This is a genomic window from Pseudoalteromonas ulvae UL12 (assembly GCF_014925405.1).
In the GTDB taxonomy this organism is placed as follows: Bacteria; Pseudomonadota; Gammaproteobacteria; order Enterobacterales; family Alteromonadaceae; genus Pseudoalteromonas; species Pseudoalteromonas ulvae.
On sequence record NZ_AQHJ01000029.1, the window covers coordinates 47,632 to 73,007 of the forward strand.

Consider the following 25,376-nt stretch of genomic DNA (forward strand, 5'->3'; position numbering starts at 1 on the left):
TACAAGTGCAATTTTGTAAAGCTTTGTTGGTTATTTTATGTTGTCTGCAGTTAGTTGCTTGCAAAGAGCCTCAAGACATTGATTTAGAATTTATACCTGTTTACCAAGGGGTGCCACTGGCATGTGATGATTTTTTGCCACTTGAGCAGCATACAGGCTGGCAAATAAACACACTCCAATTTTTTATTGCCAATATTGCACGAGAGCGAGCAGGTGACTCACATTCTTTGACATTGCTCCCTTCAGTTAATAGTAATGCTCGGTTGGGCTTAGTGGGCGGGCAGTGCCGCGTGGCCGATTATTGGCGCTTAACGGCACAAGGTGAGGCGTTAAGCGCTGGTGATGTACTGAGTTTTGACTTAGGTGTGCCATTTGCGTTAAATCATGCCAACCCCCTGACTGCTGAAGCGCCATTGGATCAAGCCGATATGTTTTGGAGTTGGCAAATGGGGCATAAATTTTTCCGTTTAGATTTAGTGAATGCCGTAAAAGTTGACACATTCTCTTTTCATTTAGGCTCGACAGGTTGTGATGCTGTATCGAGTTTGCGCGCACCCATCACACCTTGCCAGCACGACAATCTATTTCGGATAACGATTGAAGATTTTAATCAAGATAAGCCAATTTTGATTGATTTAGGGGTGTTATTAACCGGCACGCAGTTGATGCAAGAAAACAGGTGTATGAGTGATGTGAATACGTCCAGTTGTCAGCGTTTATTTGAGCAATTGCAGCACCAGAAGGTGTTTTATCAATGAAATATTTGTTTGGATTACTGCTATTGTTGACTCTGGTTGGGTGCGATCAACCAGCGCAAGTTAAAGAATATCAATGGCCAATCCCCAAGGGGTTTCCTAAACCTCAAGTACCTGCAGATAACCCAATGAGTGATGAAAAAGTCGCCTTAGGGCGGTTTTTATTTTATGACCCGCAGCTGTCAGCTAATCAGACACAAAGCTGTGCATCATGCCATCAGCAACAGCATGCATTTGCTGAAGCTCTACCAGTATCAATCGGATCAACAGGGCAATTGCATCGCCGCAACGCGCAGGCTTTGGTCAATATTGCCTATAACAAAACACTCACGTGGGCGCACCCGAGTCTTGATTCGATTGAGCGACAAATGTTGTTACCTATGTTTGGTGAAGAGCCCGTAGAGATGGGCATTACCGGTCATGAAGAACAAGTGTTAGCGCGCTTTAATACACCTGAGTATCAAGTGCGTTTTCGCGCCGCATTTGGCGATAATGAGATTAGTTTTAATAAAATTAATCAAGCGATAGCCAGCTTTGTGCGCAGTCTCATATCTTTTAATAGTGCCTTTGATCGTTATGCGTATCAGCTTGATGATGAAGCATTGAACGAGAGCCAATTAAGAGGCATGAATTTGTTTTTTTCTGAGCGCTTAGAGTGCCACCATTGCCATGGTGGCTTTAATTTTACCCAATCAACCAGTCATGAAAAGCAACTACTCGATCGTCGCCCGTTTCATAATACTGGCTTATATCAGGTAAAAGGCTCTTATCCTAAAAAAGATTTAGGTTTAGCTGAACTCACTCTCGACCCCCGTGATAATGGCGCATTTCGTGCCCCGACATTGCGCAATATTAGCTTGAGCGCGCCTTACATGCATGATGGCAGTGTGGCGACATTGTCCCAAGTGATTGATTTGTATGCTTCGGGTGGGCGAGAGATAACGTCAGGGCCGTTTGCTGGTGACGGACGTACTCATCCACAAAAAAGCCCATTTGTGACAGGCTTTGAACTCACAGAGCAAGAAAAAACAGACTTACTCTTGTTTTTACACTCTTTGACAGATCAACAGTTTCTCAAAAATCCTGCACTGAGCTCCCCTTTTTGAAAGTTACATTATCGTTTCAGTAATGTGTAATAAAATTGACATGCTTAAGGGGTATATTAATAGTGCAGTTTTGCATGTTTAGCTCATAAAAAAGTTGCATTTTGTTTCTGTTTCTGGCATATGTTACTTTATTGTTAAAGTTTTGATATTTTTAGACGGAAATAAATATAACTCTGGGACGAAGTGGTATCTATAACTAATGTAGTATTTAGTGAATTTATAGATGATTAGTAGAGTTTTAGAGTATAAAAAGACGGCAGTCAATACGACGCAAAACGTCAATGCATCCAAATTATCAAAGGGTTTGCGATCATCTCCAGGGTTACCTGTTTTTTTAATTTGCCCTCATTCAGAAATAAGTAGTATTCAGTCTTTCCTATCTGAACACCCATCTATTTCAGTACTGGATAATTTTGACATATTACCTAGTCGTTATGTGTTGTTATATTTTCAGCATGAAAAACTGGCAGATAGCCAAAAAGACTACCTTAATGAATGTTTGGCGCGTGGTCAGCGCGTTGACTCATTAATAAATTATATTGAAAAGACTCAGGGTTATACTGAAATATCTCTGCTTACAAGCAGTTGTTTATTAACTAGCCAGCCTTCCAAGTTGTTAAATAGTTCTTTTGTTAAAATAATAAAGCAAAGTGTAGAGTCTCTCTTTGCCGCTTTGCTACTTATCCTGACTTTTCCGGTTATGTTGCTTACAGCTGTTGCAATTAAAGTGGGAAGCGAGGGCCCTATTTTTTATCGTCAAGCTAGGGTAGGTCAATTTAATAAAGAGTTTGATGTTATTAAGTTCAGATCTATGTCTACTAATGCTGAAGAGAAAGGAGCTCAATGGGCAACAAAGAACGACCCAAGAGTTACTCGCGTTGGTCGGTTTATTCGTTGTACTCGCATTGATGAGTTGCCTCAGTTGCTCAATGTTTTACGCGGAGAAATGTCTTTAATTGGCCCGCGCCCAGAGCGACGTTTTTTTATTGAACAGTTAGAACAAGAAATCCCCTATTATTCATTACGCCATGCTGTAAAACCAGGTATTACTGGACTTGCCCAAGTAAAATATGCGTATGGCTCATCGTTGGATGATGCAATGTGGAAGCATAGATATGACATGCATTATATTAAAAATTATAGTTTGTGGTTAGATTTCAAAATATTCATTAGAACAGTTAAAACTGTAATCTTAGCATTGGGTAATTAATCGTTAATATTGTGAACATTAATAGCTCAAACTTAAAAAGTAAATTATTAGACATTTCTTACCGCAGTTTACCTGCGGTATTTTTGTTTTTATTATTAAAAGGCGCATCTGACTTTGGCTCCTTAAATACGCAATCTATATTGATTGATATCATCGTTATTGCCCCTTTTTTAACGCCTTTTTTTCGGCTCGGTTTCCCAGTTATTTCTCAAGGATTAGCGGATAAATCGGCGCGATTAGCTCTATATAAACAAATATTGCTAGTGCAGTTATTTATTGTTGTTTTAATTCAGCCTTTGTTTTGGTTTGATAACACGGCTTATGTGGTCACAAATATCGCGGTGATTATGGCAATTTGCTTCAATTTTGGCTCACACCTTATTCGCTCTGGTGTGCGGGGTGGTTTTTTATGGCAAAATGGATTGGTTAACCTTTTGTTACTCGTTGGCTTTTTTTGTTCGCTTTGGGTGTTTAAAGAATCATTTATCATTTACATTCAACTGTTAATTGCCATTATTTTTATATTTACAGTGTTTTATTTTCGCCCCTCGCTCACCTTGATATTTTCTTATCGATTAAATATCGGGAAATTTACCTTAGATGTGCTGGCTACATTTTTAATTCCGCTAATAATTTGGTTTACAATTGCGATATCGATTCCAAATAATGCTGACTTATTAATTTTAATAAAGTTGAGCGCCTTTATATCAGGAATGTTTGGATCGTTATTATTACTCAATATGAAAAGTTTAGATTTATTACCTAGAGAAGAACGATTGCATGGGTTTACTCAATTAAAGTTAAAACAACAGCATTTTTTGTGGTGTTTTTTGGTAATCGGCTTGCTCGCAAGTTTAGTATTGCTGCCTGCAACTTATGCCGCCTATTTTATAGCTTTTATGATGATGGAATGGTGTGTTTACAGATTTGGGCATTTCAATTTATTATTAAATCATGCAGGTAGATCATTAAGTGCTATTTATGCCAATGTAGCCGCAGGAATGATATGTACAGTCACTTTTTTGCTGTTTAACTTCGTTGGCGATGTGAAAAGTCAGAAACTGGCAATTATCTTTTATATTTTCTCAATTGTAGTCACACATAGCGCTTATCGTTTTTACTATGTAATGAATAAACATTAATATGACCAGTTTGATGTATGCTTTCTGTATTAGTCTAGCGACGGTTCCGTTACCTTTTGTTGGATTAAAGTTGTTTTTTCCATTTGCAATATTAATCGCTTTAACACAATTTAAAAAAATACCCCTACAAAGGTTGTTAGTTGGCCTAGTAATAATATTTTTACTTACTAGCCTATCTTTCTTGTTTAAAAATGAACCGGGAAAAGTGCTGATTATTTTATATTGCTCTTTATCAGTCAGCTTAGTTTTATTTGATTTTACCATTAAGACACTTGACTGGGTTAGAGTGGCCAATTTTCATATTTTTGCATTTTTGGTGTCACTAATTTCAATTTTCTTATTAGATTTTGATATTGTTGCCAAATTTATATATGGAGAGTCTCGTCATTTAACCGGGGCGTTTGAAATGATTCGTTTTAGAGGTTCAGGTGTGTATCAAGAGCCTTCTACATATGCATACCACTTACTTGCAATCGTATTGCTGATACAAATATTAGAACCCGAAGAGTACTTTTATACCAAGCTGTATATATTGTTTTTTTCTTTGTTAAGTTTTTCTGCAGCGGCAGCAGTATCGTTAATTTTCATTGGTTATTTAATGATAAAATCACCAATTAAATTCAAATTAAAAATAGCGATATTTACCGTTCTTATTCCTGTTGTTGCCTATGTGGGTTATATCGTTATCGAGTTTATGCTCTATAAAATAAATGTGTATGCTCAGTCAGGTTTTACAGATGTGACTCGTTTTCAGGCTGTTAATTTATATATAGAGACTCTCCCTTTGTTGGGACTGTCGGAGATAGAATTAAAGCAATTTGTAGTGTTCGATTTAGGTCCGTTGTTTTCAAGCATTATTATGTTCGGAGTCGTAGGTTTATTCGTCGTTTTTCTGTTTATATATAGCTGCTTCAAACAACCTCTTTTTAGCACGCTCGTAGTGACCAAAATACCGCTTACAGATCCTTTATTATGGATGGTTGTGAAACAAATACTAACAAAGTCAGACAGGCTTAAATGAAATACTTATCTGTGAACATTAATCCCCTTGAGAAGAAGAGATTTACTGAAGATATACTTGAACACGATTGTGAGTTTTACTTTCATGAGGAGTTTAAGTCGGTATTTACTCGTTGTAAGTTTAAGCAAGCAAAAACGGTCTTTATTTGGGGAAGAAGGCCGCCAGATATTAGCGCATTTAAGTTGGCCGTTAAGACGGTTGAAAATATCGTGATTATGCAACATGCAAAAAATCCACGTCGTGAAGTCGTGCCTATTTCATATTTTTTCACCAATTTTAAGAAAGTATGTAAGTGGCTCGTCTCTATGGGGCGCTTAAAGGTCGGTAGACCCATGGCACGAAAGGGTGATTCCCCAAGAATTTTAGTGTTTTATTTTACTGATGCATATCGGGATGAATGGCAAAGCCATACTCATGGTTTACAAGATGTGAGTTTTATTAAGTGCGAGCCTCCTCGGGTGAATAAATACGGTGTGGTTATTGAACCCGATATATCGTTAGAGTCAGTGAATTGCTTTTATGTCGATGAACCTTTAACAACTACATTAGGCATCAGTGAAGCAGAAGAGCGGCAGTTGATTCTCAGCCTTGCTCGCAAAATTGAAGGACCCATCTTAGTTAAACTTCATCCACGCTCTTGTGTGAGTAAGTTTAATGGCTTATCGCAATTTCAGGTGGTGGATGCCATTTATCAACATGCTAGGATTATTGCAGGGTACAACTCAGCGTTGTTAGATTTTAATTTTTCAGCAAAGCTAATGTTTAAATTGCAAAGCTCAGGCGAATGGCTTGAAGAACCGAGAGTGAAGACAAATCAAAATGGTGATTATGTGACGCAAATTAAGGAGCACTTAAACGATTATGATTTATAACATTTTATGGAGTGATAAATCATTTGGTGGCGCTGAAATCTATGTCCGAAAAATGAAAACGCAATTGGGTATAGAGTTTATTGCTCTAAAAAATAGTACATTTAAAGAAAAGTTATCGCTATTAAAGTTGTTATTAGACAGAAAAAACCAGTTTATCTTTCATGACTCAAGAGCGTCTTTATTATCACTGACGCGCTTTTATTTATTTAAAGATGTTTGTGTACTCCATGGTCCGGGTAAGCATGCAAAGCTCAATGAGTTTTTGTTTAGGTTTATGGCGTGTTACCTTAAAAAGGTCGTGTTAGTAAGTGGGTCTATTTTTAACCGTTTATTCTCAAGCGGCTTCATCGTCATTGAAAATGAGTCATCTTTGATTTCTCAAGCCAATTATCACTCTCAAGATGCTATTTATTTTGGTCGGCTCGAACAGTCTAAAAATGTCGATGCACTGTGTGATTTTTGGTCGAGATTTGATGGGAAAGGGGTGCTGCACCTTGTGGGTGATGGTCGCTTATTAAATGTTTTAAAATCCCAATATGAAGGGAGTGATAAAATTATTTTTTATGGGGCTAAAACTCATATTGAAATAGAAAAAATCATATTAAAATGTAGTTTTTACATTAGCTTAAGTGCTAGAGAAGGAAAATCACTAGCCTTACAAGAAGCGATGAGTTGTGGATTGCTTCCGATTGTAACTGATATTCCAAGCCAGCATTATTTGCAGGCGAAATATGATCTGAAGCTCGTCGATCACGATCTCGTCAATACCTTAGTGACGTTGGCTCACTTCAAAAATTATACAGAATCCCAGAGAGCAACCTTAGGGCATAAGATAAAAGCAAACAACTCTCAAGCGGCAGAAGGTGCATGGAAACATAATTGGCTAGCGCTACTCGATTCTTAGGGTCGACAAATAATTGTTATCGATAGTTGATTAGTTTTAAATTGAGGTATATTGTATGCAAAATTAACTTTTTGCTAACGTTAATATGAACTCAAATTCTTTTGCTGATTGGCAGCCGCCTATTGAGCAACGCGTGATCACCAGTTTAGATATGCACACCGCAGGGGAGCCTTTACGGATTGTCACCGCTGGTTTCCCTATGCTCGATGGGGAAACGATCCTCGAAAAACGCCAATTTTGTCTAACCCATTATGATCATTTACGCACTGCGCTAATGTTTGAGCCGCGTGGGCATGCAGATATGTATGGCGCGTTGATTACTGAACCAGAGCGTCCACAGAGTGATTTTGGCGTACTGTTTTTGCATAACGAAGGTTATAGCACCATGTGCGGGCATGCCATTATTGCTTTATCTAAGGCTGCAGTTGAAGCAAACGTGATTGATGTTGATGAAGGCATTAATTTACTTAAAATCGATACACCTGCTGGGCTGATTGAGTCGCAAGTGCTGGTTGAGCAAGGTCGCGTTATGAGGACCTCTTTTCGTAATGTGCCATCATTTCTCGCTTTAGCTGATCAGTGGCTCGATGTGGAAGGTGTTGGGCGGGTGCAGTTTGATTTGGCTTACGGTGGTGCGTTTTATGCTTTTGTGGATGCTGACACTATTGGTTTAAGCCTCGGGGCTGACAATAGCAATCAGATCATCATGTTTGGTCAGCAGATCAAACAAGCTGTAATGAAAAGTACACCGGTGAGTCATCCTTTTGCTGATGAACTGAGTTTTTTATATGGCGTTATTTTTACCAGTGAACAACAAACTTTACAGGTTGACTCCCATAGTCGACATGTATGTATTTTTGCTAATGGTGAGTTAGATCGTAGCCCAACAGGTACGGGAGTCTCAGCGCGAGCTGCCCTGTGTTATGCAAAAGGTCAATTGCACTTAGGGGATGAAATCAACATTGAGAGTATTTTAGGGTCTCAGTTTAGTGTCAGTGTGCACTCGCACTGCCAATTTGGTCCATATCAGGCTATTGTGCCTGAAGTTTCCGGCACTGCGTTTGTGACGGGCAAAAACGAGTTTTATTTTGATTTGACCGATCCTCTCTCACATGGGTTTATTTTTCGATGAAAGCAATTTTTTTACAGCGTCAGCAACAATTACTGAGCCAATTAACCGAACGCCAATTAGATGGTCTGTTAATTTTAGGCCATGAAAACATTCAATATATTACAGGGTTTACCGGTAATGCCGCGTACGCAATTATCACACCTAAACATCAGTTTTTAATTACTGATTATCGCTATTTCGAGCGTGCTAAAAATGAATGTCAGGGTTTTGAAGTCGTGTCACGAGACCGTGATAATGAAAGCTTAGGAGCGTGTATTGGTCGCCACTTGTTTGATGTCAAAGCGCTGGGGTTTGATGCCGCTTTTATTAATGTTAGTGCATGGCACGGGATTGAGAGTGAATTAGGTAATCGTGAAATACAGGCTGTCACTGGATTAATTGAACGCCAGCGGATGGTTAAAGATGATTGGGAAATCAAACAAACGCAACTAGCTGCAGCCATTGCCGATCAAGCTTTAGCAGAAACGATGGGTTATTTCAAAGCGGGAGTGACTGAGCGAGATGTTGCATTAGAGCTTGAGTACCGCTTACAAAAGCTTGGCTCACAAGGCATGGCTTTTAGCACCATTATGCTTTTTGCTGAGCGTACGTCGTTGCCGCACGGCAATCCGGGTGAGCAACAGTTGCATGAAGGGGATTTTATCACCCTCGACTTTGGTGCGGTGATTAATGGGTATCGTTCTGATATGACACGAAGCTATATTTTAGGTGCCGCCAATGATGAGCAAAAAGCTATTTATGATACGGTCAGTGCAGCGCAACAAGCGGCTGTGTCAGTACTTAAGCCGGGTGTAAATGGCCATGATGTATATTTGGCTTCCCAAGCTGTACTGCAATCATCTGCGTATGCTCAATGGGCTGGTGAAGGTTTGGGGCATGGGGTGGGGCTTTTTTTGCATGAACAGCCAATTTTAGGTCCTAAAACCGATTACTGTTTAGAGCCTGGCAATATTATTACCATTGAACCTGGAATTTATATCCCAGGCTTGGGTGGAGTACGTTTAGAAGACGATTATTTAATTACGAAGTCAGGGTGTCAGGTACTAACCCACGCGCCTAAACCTTTTGAAATATAAGAGATAGCTATGCGAGTGATAGACAAACAACAAGTTGAGGCATCATTAGACTTTCCAAGTTTAATTGCTGCGTTAGATAAAGGATTTTCTGGCCAATTCTCTATGCCAAAACGACAAGTGTTTGAATTGCTCCCAGGTGATGCTGCCCATAATGCCTTTGCTGTGTTACCAGCCTGGAATGAAGAGGTGATAGGGGTGAAATCATTTACCTATTTTCCTCAAAATAGCAATGAAGGGTATGAATCTTTGTATTCAAAAATCATGTTGTTTGATCGTAAACACGGTGTGCCGCTGGCTCTTGTTGATGGCACTACTGTCACGTATTGGCGAACTGCCGCTGTATCGGCATTGGCTTCGAAGTATCTTTCCCGAGAAAACAGCCAGACCTTATTGTTTTTTGGCGCGGGTAATTTAGCTCGTTTTATGATTGCAGCCCACCTCAGTGTTAGGCCGCTCACAAAGGTGCTCGTTGCTGCGCGCAATCAAATCAAAGCAGAGGCATTAATTGCGCAGCTAGAGGCAATTTATCCGCATATTATGTTCAGTTTATGTGGCGATGTGCAATCAGCTGTAGAAGAAGCTGACATTATTAGTTGCGCAACCGGAGCGAAAGAGCCGCTATTTGATGGGCGCTGGCTTAAAGCAGGTGTGCATATTGATTTGATAGGTAATCACCATAAAGATTGTCGAGAGTGTGATACGAAAACTGTGGTTCGCGCGAGTGTGTACTTAGATAGTATCGTTAATGTGATGAATGAAGCGGGCGAATTGTTATTACCAATTGCCGAAGGCGCCATTACAGAAGCGCATATCAAAGCGCAATTAGCTGATTTATGTGCAAATAAACAGTATGCAAGGCGTGACGAGAATGAAATTACTTTGTTTAAATCGGTAGGCACGGCATTAAGTGATTTGATTGCGGCACATACTGTGTATAAAAAAGAGCTAGCATCATAAAATAATAATCAAAGGATGCAATGATGGAACTTGAACTGACTTTATTGGGTATGGTGGTGGTCTTTTTAGGGTTAGAGCCTTTTGTTCGCCATGCGCTACAAACGATGAAAAAACGCACATGGCGAGTCTGTAAAGTCGAAGCTGTCACGCTTGTTTCAAGCAATAAAGCGATGCCATTTGCCACAGCGGCTAACCAACAAATGTTGGTTGAATATTCTTTTGAGCAGCAGCGCTTTAGTGTGGTAATGAATTATGACAAGCATTTTTACAATAGCTATGTCACGCAATCGGACTGCCATTTATTGGTTGATCCACACGCGCCCGAACGTATTCAAATGCGGTCGCTAAAGCACCCTTATGTTGCCGTCGTGTTTATGCTAATAGGCACGTTAGTCATTAGTTATTCACAACTTGGCTTGAGTTAATGAGCTTGTAAGGCATGCTTCATATACCAGAGATTGAGCAGGCTAATGAACACAACTTGCTGCTTTGCAGCGGGTAAGTCATTCAGTAACCATAACTCAGCGGGGTTATTCATCGAAATCGCGGCTATTTTTTGTTGGTCATAAAATTCAAAGCCAATAAAACTGCGCTGTGGGAGTGGTAACTGGTTATGATTGAGTGCGTTTATTGTGAAGGTATCTCCCTGATTATTGTGTAATTGGTAACTTACTTTGCCAAAATTGTCCGCTAATACCAATAATTGCCATTGGATTTTTTCTTGCTGAAACTGACAGGCGTAACTAAAGCTCGCATTAAAATTTAGCGGTAAGCTGAACCCTTTATTGATTGTCCATGATTGCTCATATTCGCTGGTATTTTGTACGCATTGCACTGAGCTTGTACCATCAGGGCCCGTAAATTGGTAACTAAACGCTTGTTCTGATTGGGTTGTTTGTTGGTTATATCCCAAGTCATTGATTAAGGCGCGAGTCCCATCTTCACTGCTCGTTTGCCAGCCGATATTCATATTGCTAACTCTGTAAGGGCCTATGGCGACATTCATTTTATCTTCATGCCAAAATTCAGCTTGCTCATCAACACTATAAAACTGGCTGTTGGCCAAAAACTCAGTAGAGTGGGGCATGATTGGCAGTGGCGTGGTGGTTTGGCATGCCAAAAGTAAGCATGATGCGCTGAGGAGTATTGTGTTTTTCATCTGTGATCCTAGGGTGTTATGCAAATATTGGTTGGGCAAACTTTTAGTTGAGCCTGCTTACTATGTGCCAGATGGTATGGGTTTAGCAAGCATCGAAGAGTGAGAAATTGTTGAGTGTTTGTTCCTTTTTTGTTCATTTGTCGTTAAGCTACAAAAAAGTATTTAAGAGTATGAAATGAAAGCTAAAAAACTAATCTTGATTGTATTTTCATTAGCAGTGAGTGCGTGCAGCATGACCAGTGAGTTCGATGAAAAATTCCAACAAGTCAGGGAGTCATTACCTGAGTACGATGCCAGAATGAATTTAGATGAGCTCAAAGAACACAAAGGGCGCAAAGCATTTGCATATGTTCATACTGCTCAAGGCAGTGCCTGGGGTTATGCTTATGGCTACACCAGTACCAGTCGAGCGGAAGAAAAGGCATTGGCATTGTGCCAACAAAAAGCGCTCAGTTTAGGGTTAGATAAAGAGTGTGAAGTACTGATTAAGCATTAAACACTCACTCAAAGACAAAAACTTGTTTGGAGTGAGTGTTATATCGGGGTGTTTAAGCCATGGTCATCACAACTCGGCCATTGATTTCACCTTCAATCATATCGGTAAAGATTGCATTAATGTCTTCGAGTGATTTTTCAATGGTGATGGCCTTGACCTTACCACGCGCCGCAAAATCGAGGCATTCAACTAAATCTTGGCGAGTGCCGACAATTGAACCAATAATACTCACCCCATTGAGTACGGTATCAAAAATAGGAATGGGCATTTCTTCTGGAGGTAATCCTACCAATACGCATTTACCACCACGGCGAATGGCGCGATAGCTTTGCTCAAAGCCCGCTTTACTCACAGCGGTACAAATACTGGCATGCACTCCTCCTTGTGTTAGGGCAAGAATTTGTGCGACAACATCGTCCGTTTTAAAGTCTAGGCAGATCTCTGCCCCCAGCTCTTTCGCGAGGGTGAGTTTATCTGCGCCAGTATCGATGGCGACCACATTTAACCCCATTGCGACCGCATATTGCACCGCCAGATGACCCAGTCCACCGATACCAAAAATTGCCACCCAATCGCCCGGTTTAATCTGAGCGACTTTGAGTGCTTTGTATGTCGTGACTCCGGCGCAAAACAGCGGTGCAGCTGCAACATAACTTAAATTATCAGGGATTTTAATGACATAATCGCCATGGGCTTTACAGTATTCAGCATAACTTCCATCGACGGAGTAACCCGCGTTTTGCTGGGCTGAGCAGAGGTTTTCATCACCACTTAAACAATATTCGCAGTGCCCACATGCACTGTAAAGCCATGGAATGCCAACGCGATCGCCAATGCTTAAATGACTGACTTGATCACCTAAAGCGACAATTTCACCAACACCTTCATGCCCAGGTACTAAAGGGAGGGTCGCTTTAACGGGCCAATCGCCATGACATGCATGCAAATCGGTATGGCAGACGCCGCAGGCATGAATTTTAACCAAGACATCGTGTCCTTCAATGTGTGGGGTGGGGCGTTCTTCAATTACCAGTGGTTGTTTATAACCGTGTGTGACCGCTGCTTTCATATCATCCTCCTATTAACTGAAGCAATTTTAAATAATACGCTGACAAAAGATCTGAACTAGATCAAATAATTGGTGGTTATTAATACGTTAATTTGCTTTACAAAAAACCACAGACAGTGCCATTGCGCAGTGTTAGCATGCACCATTATGGTTTTAGAAAATGTAAAAACGATGAAACAAAAACTGATATCAGGCCTGTTAATTTTAGTCGCGCTGGGTCTACTCATCCCCGGAGTGACCTTACCTGTGTTGACATTAACTGGGCACATTGAAAAGTCTCAACTGGCGCAAACAGGTATAGAAATGCTCGCTGATGAGGGAGGGAGTCGCTCGCGAGGGATGCTGCAAATGGTCTCTGGTATGTTAGGGCTTGATAAATTAGAAGGGCAAGTTGAAGTCTATCAAAAAACACGCAGTATTTTTGGGACAGTCACTGAGCTTAAAAACAACGGTAATTTACTCGTTGCAGGATTAGTGGCTTTATTTGCAGTGATTGTGCCGATAATAAAACTCACATCACAGCTGCTTTATACCTTATTGCACCGATGTAAATTTAGGCGTTTGTTAGGCTGCTTTATTGAATTGATCAGCAAATGGAGTATGGCTGATGTGTTTGTGATTGCGCTGATTGTGACTTATTTAGCCGGTAACGCAGATGGTCAAATGGGTGAGTTATTGGTGATGCAAGCTGAGCTTGGGCAGGGTTTTTGGTATTTTGTTGGTTATTGTATTTGCGCTATTTTATCGAGTTATTTTGTCTCGAGTAATAAAGAAGAAAAGGAAGTTTGAGATGTTTCAAAATAAAAAGCTCATAGTCGTGAGTGTTAGTGCGTTATTGCTGGCTGCGTGCTCTGATGATGATCCGGTTAATATTTCCGATGTAACCTTTGCCGATAGTCAGATCAAATCTTGTATAGACAAGCTAGTAGAAGATAATACATACCAATATACTTATGAGATAACCTCGTTATCGTGTCCTGCAACTGCAGAAACTCCAGTATTAAAACTCGATGGTATTGAGTCTCTTTCAGAATTGACCAGCCTACAATTAACCTATAACGGCGTAACATCCTTGTTGCCACTGAGTGATTTAACATCCCTTAAATCGGTTAATTTAGCAAAAAGCCTTAGTCTTGATTGCCAACAAGCGAAAGACCAATTAGCTATTTCACGCTTTAGCACTTTGTCACTGAGCGGGTTTTGTCACACTCCAATAGCTTCGGTTGAGGATGATTTTAGCCAGCAATTAAAGTTGGTGCTGAGCGGTGATCTTGAGCTAGCTAAACAAGCTGAAGAACAAGTAGTTTTACAATCTCGATTGGATTCTGACCAAGATGAAACCTTGCAGCAAGGTGAGCTTGCGTGGCCATTAGATAAAACAAATGATGGCATCGGCTTTATTGCAAATGTGTCGAGTAAGGTGGCAAATTTAACGGGCTTAGCGAAGCCTATTTTTGAAACGCAATTTTCGCAGTTGATGCCTAATGAAAGTGCGCAGCTGGATTTTATTTTTGATGCCGCTTTAGCGGGTGAGCAAGTACCAGAATTAGCCATTAGCTATCAGTATGTTTTTTTGCAAAATAGCCATCAATTCACCGGAAACATAGCTGTGCTTGGGGCAAGTTATGGTTTTTCTTTGTACAAAGATGCGCAGCGCGAAGAAAAACAAGTTGAGCATTTAGATATTGATTTAACGTTTAAAGCACAACTAGTCAAACCAACACAAGACGCAGTATTGCCACGTTTTGTGTGGCGTGTTTCGGGGCCAGGTAGTCGTGATACAGTGCTTAATGAAGGGCAAATTAACCTCAATACAGTGACGGCTTCTTTTGCCCAAATTTATGACATGAGTGACTTAACGGCTCAATAGGTTTGAGAGAATCTCAACAACAGGGTGCAATTAACTTTGCGCTCTGTTCATTAGCGCGGCTAAGTCAGGTTGTTGGTGAGCCTTAAGGTGTTTGGTCATTGCCTCGATAGCCAAAGGTGGTTTATTTTGGCTCAATTTTATATTCCCTTCAGTACGACAAATTGCGACCTTGAAAATACTGATGGCGTTTATCATGGCATCGAGATGCTTAGTGGGGAGTGTATCGATAGACCAAGGCTCGGCAGAAAATTGATAATGTAATTGTTGTTCAAAATGATGACTAATTTGTGCCATCAGTGCACCTTGTTCGGTTTTATCGCTCACGATACTCGCTTGTCCTGTGACAACCACTTTGGCGTAATTCCAGGTAGGAACCGTTTGTGCATCAGGACTATAAAGCGGAGAAATATAACCATCTGGGCCATTAAATATGAGTTTGAGCTCAACATCCCCTTGAGTGAGTTGATTTGCAAGCGGGTGCAAACGACTGATATGCCCAATCAACATTCCTTGGTCGAAAATGAATGGAATGTGGCTGATATGAGGCCATTGCTCACCTGCCTGATTAAACAATAAAGTTGCCAAGGGTGATTGCTCGATGATGTGCAGCAATAAAGACAGATTTTGGCTTTGATAATGTTGACTCGGGTACATTACTGCTGCTCCTCAATAATTTTTTCAAGTGTGGCTTTGATGGTGGGCCAATCATCATCAGTGATACTAAATTGCGCACTGCTACGATATGTATCACTGGGTAAAAGACGTACTTTTCTAATGATCCCTTCAAAGGTCGCGCCTAAGCGACTGATCGCATTACGAGAGCGGGTGTTTTTTTCGTGAGTGACAAATGACACTCGGACTATACCGAGCGTTTCAAACGCATATTTCAACATTAAGTATTTAGCGTGTGTGTTGATGTGGCTGCGCTGCCAGTCAGGATGAATAAAGGTGTGGCCAATTTCAAGGCTGTGATTATATGTGTCTAAGCGAAACAGACGAGTCGTGCCTACTAAGGTGTGGCTGGCTTTATCAAACGTTGCAAAAACAAGTTGTTGTTTGGCATCAAATTGGGCGCTCGATTGATACCATGTCGCGAGTGTGTGCTCGTTTAAGCAGTAGTTTTCAAACACCCACTGCCAAATGCTAGGGTTTTGCCCAGCTTGAAGTAAAGTCGGTAGGTGGTCGTTTTCTAGTGGGACTAAGGCCACTTTATCAGTTTGTAAGGTGACTTTTTCAAATTGCATGTGATGACTCCTTCAACAATATTAAGCAGATTATTAAGTTGTTTTGGTATAAGGTTAACAACCAGTTTTGATTATTTTCCTAGACCAGAATGCATCCACTTGAACTCACCTTGACCAAATCCTCTTCACCTAAATATTTGCAATTGGCGCATGCGCTGCGTGAGGCGATTAAAAAGGGCTTACTTCAACCAGGAGAAAAACTCAGCTCAGCACGGGAATTTGCCAAGGTTTTAAAGGTCAATCGGCATACGGTGATGAATGCGCTGGCTGAATTGGTTGCTGAAGGGTGGATTGTTGCTCATCAGCGTTCGGGTTATCGCGTCAATCAAGCGCTCCCGATAACACAAAGTTGTACTGCCACACCTCAGCCGAGTGTGCCGGTTCATCAATTTGAATTTACTCGACCTTTACCTTATCAAGTAGCAAGAAACATCAGTGATTATCAATATTGCTTTGCTGGTGGATTACCTGATTTAACTCAGTTTCCATATCGCGAATTTCAACGGGCTTTGGTTAAGTCGAGTCAACACAGCGCGTTTGCTTCGTTTCACTATGGTGAAGCAGATGGTTCAAAATTACTGAAGCAGCAAGTAGGTGAGTATTTACGTCGTGCTCGTGGTATTCAGCCTGTCGACGATAAACAAGTGATGATTTGTAATGGCTCTCAGGAAGCATTGTTTTTAATTGCCAAAGCATTACTTAACCCAGGTGATAAAGTCGCGGTTGAAGCATTAGGATATCCTCCCGCTCGTGCAGCATTTTCAGAATGTGGAGCTAATTTGGTGACTATTGCCCAAGACAGCGAAGGTTTGTGTATCGCTGATTTTGAACGCCAGTTGCAACTAGGTGGGATTAAATTAGTGTATTTAACCCCTTTGCATCAGTATCCCACCACACTTACTCTCTCAATCGCTAGACGAATGCGGTTGTATCAGCTGGCCTGCGACTATAATGTCATCATCATCGAAGATGATTATGATCACGAATTTCATTATGCCTGCCAGCCACTGCAACCAATGGCGGCTGATGACCCCGCTCGGCGAGTGATTTACTTATCCACTTTTTCTAAATTGATGTTTGCTGGGGCGCGGGTTGGTTATATTCATGGCGCACGAGAAGTGATTACTCAGCTCAGTGGCTTGAAGCAAATTATCAATCATAAAAATGATATCGTCATGCAGCAAGCTGTCGCATTTTGGATGCAAACGGGAGGATTTGAGCGCCATTTGCGGCGCATGACAAAGCTTTACCAAAGCCGACTAATCGCCATAGTGAATGAGTTGCAAGGTTATCAAGAATTAGGTTATCCGATCGAATTTCGAGTTCCAGATGGAGGGATGGCGCTTTGGGTCAACGTGCACCGTTCAGTGATTGGTTTAAAAGCCGCTCTCGAAAAGCAGGGGGTATATTTACAAACGGAAGATGAATTTGTGGCTGGCTCTCTTGGTACCGTGAGTTATATTCGTTTGGGTTTTGCGGGCCAAGATGAAGAAAAAATGCGTGCTGGATTGGCGATTATTGTCGAGCAGCTGTATGCGCACAATTAATTTGGGGATCTTTGTTTGCAAGCGTTACAATGGCCTATCACACAAAAAATGCTGTAAATCATGAAACAACTTCAACTTGAAATGTTTGGCCAAGCGCTGCGCATTGAATTCTATCCAGATCTAACCCAAAAAATATTTGCAAACAGTGAACTACAAAGTGAAATGTTAGCCAGTACAGACTCAAGCAGCACCCATCATTTTTCTATTGAACATCAAGGGGCTCAGCAAGAAATATCAATGAGCTTGTTACCTGATTTTGCCGCTGACACGGTGAGAATGCAGGTTTCAGTTAATGGCGAGTATATCGAAGGGGTGCAGTATCCGCTGATTGATGTAAGTGGTGATTCAGCAACAAGCAAAAAAGGCTGGTTTGGTCTGGCTGCTTTGGGTTTTAAGTTATTTAAAAGTGCAAAGGTGATTAAAGCGACGTTAGCAGGCGCGTCGATTGCGGGTTATGCTTGGCTGTTTACGCTTGAATTTGCCTTAATGCTGGTGGCGTGTTTAGTGGTGCATGAATATGGCCATGTGCGTGCGATGAAATATTTTGGCATTAAAACAAAAGGGATTTATTTGATTCCTTTTGTGGGTGGGCTGGCCGTGTCGGATGAAAAAATTACCACTCGTTGGCAAGACGTAGTGATTTCAATCATGGGGCCTGTGTTTGGCTTGTTTATGTCGATATTGTGTTTGGTGCTTTATTACGCCACCGATCTTGAGTTGTTTGCAGGTGCGGCGGTATTAAGTGCGTTATTGAATTTATTTAACCTCTTGCCAATGCTGCCACTGGATGGTGGTCATGTCCTCAAAAGCATTAGCTTTTCAATGCGCTCTTGGGTGGGATTATCTGTTTGTCTAGCTGGCGTCGTATTTGGACTGTGGATATCTTATATCTTTGGTTTAATGCTGTTGGTATTTTTCTTGTTTTTAGGGGCATTGGAAGTCGTCTTTGAGTGGCGTCAGCGTCATTTTTCTCATTTAGTGCCACTGGATATGTATGGCCGAGTGTTTTCTGCTCTTTGGTATTGTTTAGTCGTTGCAGGTCATGTGGCGATTATTTACCATTTTGCAGATTCTCAGAGTGAAATACTGTCCTTGCCGATGAAAATCCTATCGAGCTAATCATCGACGAATAAAAAACGCAGCATTAGCTGCGTTTTTTATGTGGTGCAAGCTAAAGCTGCACTTGTTGCAAATATTCAGCAACGGTTGCTTCCACGTCTAATTGTTCCTTTAAATGGCAACGCATCACGTCGCTGGCTTTGGGCTCACCATGAGTAATGAATATTTTTTTAGGCAGTGCCTGAGCTTGCTTGAGCCAGTTGATGATGTCTTGATAATCCCCATGCGCAGAAAAGCAGTCTAGATTGAGTATTTTTGCGCGCACAGGCACGTATTCACCATGAAGTTTGATGCGGGTCGCTCCATTGATTAATGCCTCACCACGGGTTCCTGCGGCTTGATAACCTAAAAATGCAATCGTGTGTTTATCATCAGGTAGTAAGCTTTTTAGATGATGAAGTACACGACCACCCGTTGCCATACCACTGGCAGAAATAATAATCGCAGGCATGACTTTGCTGATCAGAAGCGTTGATTCTTCCATGGTTTTTACATATTGCGTGCCTTCATCAATCGCAGTGCATTGCTCTGAAGTGAGTTTGTGCTCTTGATGAAAATGGTTATAAACGCTGGTGGCTTTGATGGCCATGGGGCTATTTAAATAAACCGGCACGTTAGGAATGCGCCCAGCTGCTTTGAGTGTTTGAATTAAATGCAACATGAGCTGCGCTCGGCCTACAGCAAATGCGGGCATTAAAAAGCAGCCACCGCGCTTGAGAGTATCGTTGATAGCATCAGCAAGCAGGCTTTCACTATCGAATGTTTGATGACGGCGATCGCCATAAGTAGACTCAACCACTAAAGTATCGCATGCGGGGAGAGGCTCAGGTGAGTGCATAATCGTATCATCATGGCGACCGACATCACCGCTGAAAATAATCGATTGGTGTTGAGTGGTTATTTCAACGGTTGAGGCACCTAAGATATGACCGGCATGGCGCAAAGTGAGAAATACTCCTTCTGCAATTTCAGTTTTGTGATGAAATTCAGTTGGGACAAACAGATTTAGGCAGGCTTTAGCATCTTCGACTGTGTATAACGGCTGAGCAGGGTGATGCTTCGAAAAACGTTTGTCATTGGCGTATTTTGCGTCTTCTTCTTGCAAGTAGCCTGCGTCGGGTAGCAAAATTTCACACAGTTTAAAGCTGCCGAACGAGCTGAAAATTGCGCTGCGATAGCCTTGTTTGTATAAGACGGGCAAATAACCAGAGTGATCAATATGGGCATGTGTGAGCACAACAGCATCAATCTCTTTTATATCAAAGGGAAGTTGGGCCCAGTTTCGTTCTCTGAAATTCTTGACTCCTTGGTATAACCCGCAGTCGATTAAAATGTTTTTGTTGTTGACTTGTAATAAATATTTAGAGCCTGTCACAGTGCCTGCGGCACCTAAAAATGTTAATTGCATCGCGTACTCCTTTTACTCAAGCGTAGACTGAGATAAAAAGAGTGACTTGATTAAGCGCAAAGAATGAGCGGGTGATTTCACTAAAAATTAGGCTATCATACTAAATGTTAGTCACGCGGGTCGTTCTGTTTGTTTTAATGCATTGTTTTTAAATGAAATTTAATTGGCATATAAATTGATTGAAAGAGAGTAAATTAATATTCGACGCTAACTTGCGATATTATCTTAAACAATACAGATATCATTGTTAAAGCTAATAAAAACGAAAATGGAGAGGTGACTATGTCAGGACAAGGTTCAGGTGGAAATGTTATTGCCGCGATTTGTAATATTTTTTTTCCAGGTTTAGGCCAATTGGTACAAGGGCGAATTTTACCCGCTATCGCATTTTTCTTATCTTGGGTTATTTCAGGTGCATTGACTTGGGTGCTCGTCGGTTGGGTGTTACTGCCAATCGTCTATATTTGGGCAATTATTGATGCAGCGAAATACCGCTCAGATCACTAATTAGCCTGATTTCAGGTTAATTGCTCAATTTTAAAAGCCTCTGATGCATGGTGTCAGGGGCTTTTTTGTGCCTGTTATTAGGTCGTTGCTGGCAGTTCAGCTTGATATTAGCGCTGTTCATTGGATGAAAAAGCCATAGTGATAGCGTGTATATTCCTAAATTGTAAAAGGCTTGTGTATGTAATGTGGGTTTAAGATATTTTTAAGTTACAGCTTGATAATTGAATGTTGGTATGAAATCTGAACTAGCATTGTAAACGAATGTAAATGACTTTTTTGTTGTTAAATTTACTGGAGTGATTTATCAAATTGTTTACTTTTTCAAGATTATGAAAACACATATAAAAAGTTTTTTTTGATCGTTAATCCATCATGCTGTTAATTAGTTGTTTATATGTGGTTGTTTTTGTGGTTCTTTTTTAAATTTCTGGATGTGGTAAAAAAGAGCCAATCTAAAATCAAGCAATGCAATTGTTTTATTTTTAGAAACAACAAAACAAAAATTCAGGGAAATTCATTTTGAAAAAACTAAACATATTAGCAATGAGTGTTAAAACCGCATTGTTGGCTGGTGCGGTAGCAGGTAGCAGCTTTGCAATGGCAAACTCAGAAGAGCAAATGGCTGAAGTTGAAAAAATTCAAGTTACAGGTTCTCGTATTGCTCGTGCAGAGTTATCGCAACCCACTCCAGTTGTAACGCTAACAGCTTCAGATATTGCAAAGTCAGGTAGCCCAGATTTAGGTAGTATTTTAGCGGAGTTACCTTCTATAGGTGCTACTTCAACACTTGTTGGTAACAACGACAGGAATGATTCAGCTGGTGTAAGTTCAGCTGATTTACGTCGTTTAGGTGCATCTCGTACGCTTGTGCTTGTTAACGGAAAGCGTCATGTTGCGGGGTCTCCTGGATCTTCACAAGTTGATTTATCAACAATTCCTTCAGCTCTCATTGAAAGAGTAGAAATCATTACTGGTGGTGCATCTGCTATTTATGGTTCTGATGCTGTATCTGGTGTTGTGAATGTAATTTTGAAGCGCGATTTTGAAGGTTTAGAGTTTAACGCTCAATATGGTAACTCAACAGAAGGTGTCGGCTCTGAAAATTACTCATTTAGCTTATTGGGTGGTGCTGACATGGCTGATGGTCGTGGTAACATCACTTTCTTCCTTGGAAAAGATCGCATTCGTGAAGTGATGGCGACTGATTTGCGCCAAACCTCAAATTGGGGAACTGTAAATAACCCTGAAAATACTGGTGAAGATGATGGTATTGTCGATCGTTTTACCGTGCCTAATGTTATGTCTGAGCGGATTGGCGAAAATGGTGTGATTAATCCATTTGGTGCAGCTGATACAATTTGGACATTCGATAATGCAGGTCAACCTATATTGATGCCAAATCGTCAATATACAGGTAGTTTTGCGTTCGGAAACTTTCCTGATGGCTGCCAGTATTGCTTTAAGCCTCAAGATTATGAAAATGTGTACCCAGAATTAGATAAAACGACAGTGGGAAGTACATTTAATTTTGAACTAAATGATCAGGTAAGCTTTTACAGTGACTTCAAATTTGTACGTACAGAAGTACAGCAGCAATTTCAGCCATCATTCCGCTTTGGTAATGTTTCAATTAATGTAGAAGACAATCCATTTTTGGATGCAGGATTAAGAGATTCACTCCTTGCTGACGGAACAACTGATATTGCATTTGCGAAATTCTTCGGTGAATTAGGAAACCGCTCAGCAGATAATAAACGTGAATTATTCAGAGTAGTAGGTGGCTTTGAAGGTGCGTTTGTATTGAGTGATACAGACTTTAATTTTGACGCGTATTATGTTTATGGCCAGTCGGATAATCGCCGTCAAACTCTCAACGATCTTATTCCAACTAATCTAGTTGCTGCACTTGATGCTGTTGTTGATCCTGATTCAGGAAATATTGTTTGTCGCAGTCAAGTGCCAAGCTTACAAGGCGATGGTTATTCAGACCCAGCTAAAGTCAATGGCAGTGATTGTGTAGCATATAACCCATTTGGTTATAATCAAGCCTCAGCAGAAGCAAGAGATTGGGTTTCTGCTGACGTTACACGTACAGATAAAATAACTCAGCAAATTGTCGGTGGCTCAATTACATTTGATACCGCTGAGTTTTTTGAACTTCAAGGTGGTCCAATTGGGTTTGCTACAGGGTTTGAGTACCGTGAGGAAACGTCACAAAGTATTACAGATGAGTTTACAAAGGCTGGATTTCTAACTAACGCAGCTACTCCTGATTCATACGGTGAATATGATGTTACAGAAAGTTTTGTTGAAATAACATTACCTATTTTGACTGATGTGGCATTTGCTAAAGAATTATCATTGGATGCAGCGTTCAGAACCGCAGATTACTCTCATGCGGGCAAGGCTGATGCTTGGAAAATTGGTTTGCTATGGGCTCCAATTGATGACTTACGTTTACGCGGAACTTATGGTCAAGCTGTAAGAGCACCTAATATTTCAGAAGCTTTTAGTCCTGTTTCACCTGGTTTTGCTAATATCAGTGATCCATGCGATGCAGATAGAATTAATAATGATCCAGATCGTACCGCGAACTGTAAAGCGATTGGAATGCCCGATGGCTTTGAGGCAAATGATAACGTAAGTGTCGATGCGTTGAGCGGTGGTAACCCTGAGTTAGAGTCTGAGACTTCAACCTCTTTGACTGTTGGTGCAGTTTGGACTCCAACTTTTATTGATAATTTCTCTATAACGATTGATTATTATGATATTGAAATCGAAGATGCTATTTCTTTTATTGCATCACAAAGCGTTGTAGATAATTGTGTTGATGCTACAGGTGGACCTGATACAAGCTTCTGTAGTCAAGTAGATCGTAATCCTGAAACATTTGACGTTGAACTTGTTCGTTCTGGCTATTTAAATGCAGCAGCACTTACAACACGTGGTGTAGAAGCACAATTTGATTATCGAACTGATTTAGATGCATTAGACCTGCCGGGCAAGGTGAATTTTAACCTTCTTGTAAATCATTTATTAGAATTAGAGGATTTTGAATTCCAAAATCGTCCTGATGAAGTAAATGTCGAAAATGGCGAAGTAGGAGATCCAAGCTGGCAGTTCCGTTTTGGTGCGAATTATAAACTCGATGATTTAACTGTTTCTTGGTCTACTCGTTTTATCGACCGTTCAGCTCGAATTGAGTTGTCGCCAAATGGTGATATAGAAGAAGATTTAAGCCCTGCATATGTAGGCTCAATTTTAACGCATGATATTTCAGCTAGTTATTATATAACAGATAAAACAATGGTTGATTTAGGTATTCGTAATTTAACTGATAAATTGCCACCAGCATATATTGCTGCGAGTGGTGGTAATGAAGCGATATACGATGCTGTAGGCCGCCGTATGTTTGCTAACTTAAAAGTAACTTTTTAAGTTATAACTTCTAAAAATGCCGCTCAAATGAGCGGCATTTTTATTGGCGAACTTTTTGAAATCACAACAAAATGGCTAACCAGAAACTAAAACTGATCACACTCAATAAAGTTGAAATAACCACACTACTGGCGAGCGTTGATTGATGTTGTTGAATTTGATTAGCGACTAAATAAGCATTGACGCCAAGCGGGGAGGCGCTGAGTAAAACCACCACTGCTAACATCTCAGTATCAAGCGACAGATAGTAGCCGCCAAAGAGATACACTAATGCAGGTAAAAGAAGTAACTTAATGACACTAGCAATACTGGCTGCTTGCCAATCATCCGATATTTTATAAAAGGTTAGGTTTGCACCGAGCACAAATAAAGCACAAGCGATAGCAGGTTGTGATAACAAAGACAGACCATTAATCAGGTCACTGGGTAAACCAAATGGTGCCAAGTTAATCGCTATGCCAGATGAAATGCTCAATACCACTGGATTAAGTAGCATTGTTTTAGCAAATTTTCGCCATGAAAAAGACTGTCCTTTCTCACAAGCACTGAGCAAAAAGGTCAGTGCAAATAGCAATGCGCTATGAAATGTGATGATCATAAAGACATTACCCACCACATGCTCACCCAGCGCCGCAATTATAATAGGTAGACCAACCAAAACGGTATTTGAATAACTCGTCCCGAGCGCAAATACGGCATGACGAGCCGGTTGAGCTTGCCTTGAAATAAAAAAGCGGTCAACCAATACACCCACTATAAATATGCTGATCACCGGAATATAAAAAGCCAGCAAGCTCGCAATATTAAAACTTTGACTTAAATCAGCTTGCGCCATATGCACAAATAAAAAGGCAGGAACGCTGATATAAAACGTAAACCGACTTAAACCTGTGATGTGCTCTTTATTCAAGAAGTGTTGAGCAGAGGCTAGGTAACCTGCAGATACTAAAAAAATTAGCGGGAAAATAATTGAGAAAATACTCATAAAATAGCCGTCACTTATAAACCTCTATTATGCGTGTAAGTAGGGTGAGATCAAAAGGCTCAAGCTGAAAAAGACGACTAAAATACGGTTATTGTAATTTAAAGTGCTACATAAATGATTAGTTTGCTAAAGGCGGATTTTTAGTTGCCTTTATTGTAACTGTTTGTAAACGGTGAGTTTTTTTGGTTTGTATTTTAGATTGTTGTGTTTTTTGCAGCAATTCTTAATTACTGATTTATATAGTGTATTAGGGATGTTTTCATATTTCAAACATTATGTTTATTTGTTGTTAACAGTCTTTGTGATAAGCGGCCTTTTAATCTGTCCCTTTACTATGATAAAAAATGTTCGTTACATAA

24 protein-coding genes are annotated in these 25,376 nt (G+C 40.5%); 18 read left to right on the top strand and 6 right to left on the bottom strand.

Going from position 1 to position 25,376, the window contains the following annotated elements; genetic code table 11:
- The first annotated feature begins 5 nt into the window (after window positions 1-5).
- From PULV_RS12655 to PULV_RS12705, 11 genes are all read left to right on the top strand, one after another.
- Window positions 6-758 carry an MbnP family copper-binding protein gene (locus PULV_RS12655; RefSeq protein ID WP_193331893.1) on the top strand — a complete coding sequence of 251 codons (753 nt, stop codon included), beginning with the start codon at window positions 6-8 and terminating at the stop codon, window positions 756-758.
- Window positions 755-1,861: a methanobactin export MATE transporter MbnM gene (locus PULV_RS12660; protein ID WP_086744833.1), complete on the top strand. Its 1,107-nt coding sequence runs from the start codon at window positions 755-757 to the stop codon at window positions 1,859-1,861. Before PULV_RS12655 ends, PULV_RS12660 begins: the two co-directional genes overlap by 4 nt.
- A 223-nt stretch (window positions 1,862-2,084) precedes the next feature.
- Entirely contained in the window at window positions 2,085-3,071 is a 987-nt protein-coding gene (locus PULV_RS12665) for a sugar transferase (RefSeq protein WP_086744832.1), read from the top strand.
- A gap of 341 nt (window positions 3,072-3,412) precedes the next feature.
- Window positions 3,413-4,213 (top strand): hypothetical protein, encoded by an 801-nt coding sequence (locus PULV_RS12670; RefSeq protein ID WP_193331894.1) that lies wholly within the window; start codon window positions 3,413-3,415, stop codon window positions 4,211-4,213.
- Between the two features lies 1 nt (window position 4,214).
- A complete protein-coding gene (locus tag PULV_RS12675; protein WP_193331895.1) occupies window positions 4,215-5,234 on the top strand; it encodes a hypothetical protein in 1,020 nt (339 codons plus the stop codon).
- Window positions 5,231-6,106 carry a hypothetical protein gene (locus tag PULV_RS12680; protein WP_193331896.1) on the top strand — a complete coding sequence of 292 codons (876 nt, stop codon included), beginning with the start codon at window positions 5,231-5,233 and terminating at the stop codon, window positions 6,104-6,106. The genes PULV_RS12675 and PULV_RS12680 overlap by 4 nt, the downstream gene beginning before the upstream one ends.
- Window positions 6,096-7,010 carry a glycosyltransferase gene (locus tag PULV_RS12685; protein WP_193331897.1) on the top strand — a complete coding sequence of 305 codons (915 nt, stop codon included), beginning with the start codon at window positions 6,096-6,098 and terminating at the stop codon, window positions 7,008-7,010. Before PULV_RS12680 ends, PULV_RS12685 begins: the two co-directional genes overlap by 11 nt.
- A gap of 85 nt (window positions 7,011-7,095) precedes the next feature.
- Window positions 7,096-8,142, top strand: a complete 1,047-nt coding sequence (locus tag PULV_RS12690) for a proline racemase family protein (RefSeq protein ID WP_193331898.1) — start codon at window positions 7,096-7,098, stop codon at window positions 8,140-8,142.
- On the top strand, window positions 8,139-9,218 hold the full coding sequence (locus tag PULV_RS12695; RefSeq protein ID WP_193331899.1) for a M24 family metallopeptidase: 1,080 nt from the start codon (window positions 8,139-8,141) through the stop codon (window positions 9,216-9,218). Before PULV_RS12690 ends, PULV_RS12695 begins: the two co-directional genes overlap by 4 nt.
- A gap of 9 nt (window positions 9,219-9,227) precedes the next feature.
- On the top strand, window positions 9,228-10,175 hold the full coding sequence (gene lhpI, locus PULV_RS12700; protein WP_193331900.1) for a bifunctional Delta(1)-pyrroline-2-carboxylate/Delta(1)-piperideine-2-carboxylate reductase: 948 nt from the start codon (window positions 9,228-9,230) through the stop codon (window positions 10,173-10,175).
- 20 nt (window positions 10,176-10,195) lie between these two features.
- Window positions 10,196-10,600, top strand: coding sequence for a hypothetical protein (locus PULV_RS12705; RefSeq protein WP_140372859.1), 405 nt, complete (start codon window positions 10,196-10,198; stop codon window positions 10,598-10,600).
- Here the strand turns inward: PULV_RS12705 and PULV_RS12710 are convergent.
- On the bottom strand, window positions 10,597-11,334 hold the full coding sequence (locus PULV_RS12710; protein WP_140372858.1) for a hypothetical protein: 738 nt from the start codon (window positions 11,332-11,334) through the stop codon (window positions 10,597-10,599). The genes PULV_RS12705 and PULV_RS12710 overlap by 4 nt on opposite strands.
- A gap of 175 nt (window positions 11,335-11,509) precedes the next feature.
- Here PULV_RS12710 and PULV_RS12715 point away from each other — a divergent pair, with 175 nt between their 5' ends.
- Window positions 11,510-11,830 (top strand): hypothetical protein, encoded by a 321-nt coding sequence (locus PULV_RS12715; protein WP_193331901.1) that lies wholly within the window; start codon window positions 11,510-11,512, stop codon window positions 11,828-11,830.
- 52 nt (window positions 11,831-11,882) lie between these two features.
- Here the strand turns inward: PULV_RS12715 and adhP are convergent, their stop codons facing one another.
- Window positions 11,883-12,899 (bottom strand): alcohol dehydrogenase AdhP, encoded by a 1,017-nt coding sequence (gene adhP / locus PULV_RS12720; protein ID WP_193331902.1) that lies wholly within the window; start codon window positions 12,897-12,899, stop codon window positions 11,883-11,885.
- 171 nt (window positions 12,900-13,070) lie between these two features.
- Between adhP and PULV_RS12725 the strand changes: the two genes are divergently transcribed.
- Both PULV_RS12725 and PULV_RS12730 read left to right on the top strand, forming a co-directional pair.
- Window positions 13,071-13,688, top strand: coding sequence for a paraquat-inducible protein A (locus tag PULV_RS12725; protein ID WP_193331903.1), 618 nt, complete (start codon window positions 13,071-13,073; stop codon window positions 13,686-13,688).
- 1 nt (window position 13,689) lies between these two features.
- Window positions 13,690-14,769 (top strand): hypothetical protein, encoded by a 1,080-nt coding sequence (locus tag PULV_RS12730; protein ID WP_193331904.1) that lies wholly within the window; start codon window positions 13,690-13,692, stop codon window positions 14,767-14,769.
- A 30-nt stretch (window positions 14,770-14,799) separates the two neighbouring features.
- On the opposite strand, the gene PULV_RS12735 is transcribed toward PULV_RS12730, so the two are convergent.
- The gene (locus PULV_RS12735) at window positions 14,800-15,423 is read right to left on the bottom strand and encodes an FMN-binding negative transcriptional regulator (RefSeq protein WP_193331905.1); all 624 of its coding nucleotides are present in this window, start codon (window positions 15,421-15,423) and stop codon (window positions 14,800-14,802) included.
- Window positions 15,423-16,013, bottom strand: a complete 591-nt coding sequence (locus tag PULV_RS12740) for a GNAT family N-acetyltransferase (RefSeq protein ID WP_193331906.1) — start codon at window positions 16,011-16,013, stop codon at window positions 15,423-15,425. The genes PULV_RS12735 and PULV_RS12740 overlap by 1 nt, the downstream gene beginning before the upstream one ends.
- 89 nt (window positions 16,014-16,102) lie before the next feature.
- Between PULV_RS12740 and pdxR the strand changes: the two genes are divergently transcribed.
- Both pdxR and PULV_RS12750 read left to right on the top strand, forming a co-directional pair.
- Complete coding sequence (pdxR, locus tag PULV_RS12745; protein WP_193331907.1) at window positions 16,103-17,560, top strand: MocR-like pyridoxine biosynthesis transcription factor PdxR; 1,458 nt, start codon at window positions 16,103-16,105, stop codon at window positions 17,558-17,560.
- Between the two features lie 60 nt (window positions 17,561-17,620).
- Window positions 17,621-18,679, top strand: a complete 1,059-nt coding sequence (locus tag PULV_RS12750) for a metalloprotease (protein WP_086744816.1) — start codon at window positions 17,621-17,623, stop codon at window positions 18,677-18,679.
- A gap of 52 nt (window positions 18,680-18,731) precedes the next feature.
- Here the strand turns inward: PULV_RS12750 and PULV_RS12755 are convergent, their stop codons facing one another.
- The gene (locus PULV_RS12755; protein ID WP_193331908.1) at window positions 18,732-20,087 is read right to left on the bottom strand and encodes an MBL fold metallo-hydrolase; all 1,356 of its coding nucleotides are present in this window, start codon (window positions 20,085-20,087) and stop codon (window positions 18,732-18,734) included.
- 282 nt (window positions 20,088-20,369) lie between these two features.
- Here PULV_RS12755 and PULV_RS12760 point away from each other — a divergent pair, with 282 nt between their 5' ends.
- Both PULV_RS12760 and PULV_RS12765 read left to right on the top strand, forming a co-directional pair.
- Window positions 20,370-20,594, top strand: a complete 225-nt coding sequence (locus PULV_RS12760) for a hypothetical protein (RefSeq protein ID WP_086744814.1) — start codon at window positions 20,370-20,372, stop codon at window positions 20,592-20,594.
- 543 nt (window positions 20,595-21,137) lie between these two features.
- A complete protein-coding gene (locus PULV_RS12765; protein ID WP_086744813.1) occupies window positions 21,138-24,032 on the top strand; it encodes a TonB-dependent receptor domain-containing protein in 2,895 nt (964 codons plus the stop codon).
- Between the two features lie 61 nt (window positions 24,033-24,093).
- On the opposite strand, the gene PULV_RS12770 is transcribed toward PULV_RS12765, so the two are convergent.
- Window positions 24,094-25,017, bottom strand: coding sequence for an AEC family transporter (locus PULV_RS12770; protein ID WP_086744812.1), 924 nt, complete (start codon window positions 25,015-25,017; stop codon window positions 24,094-24,096).
- Window positions 25,018-25,376: the final 359 nt, after the last annotated feature.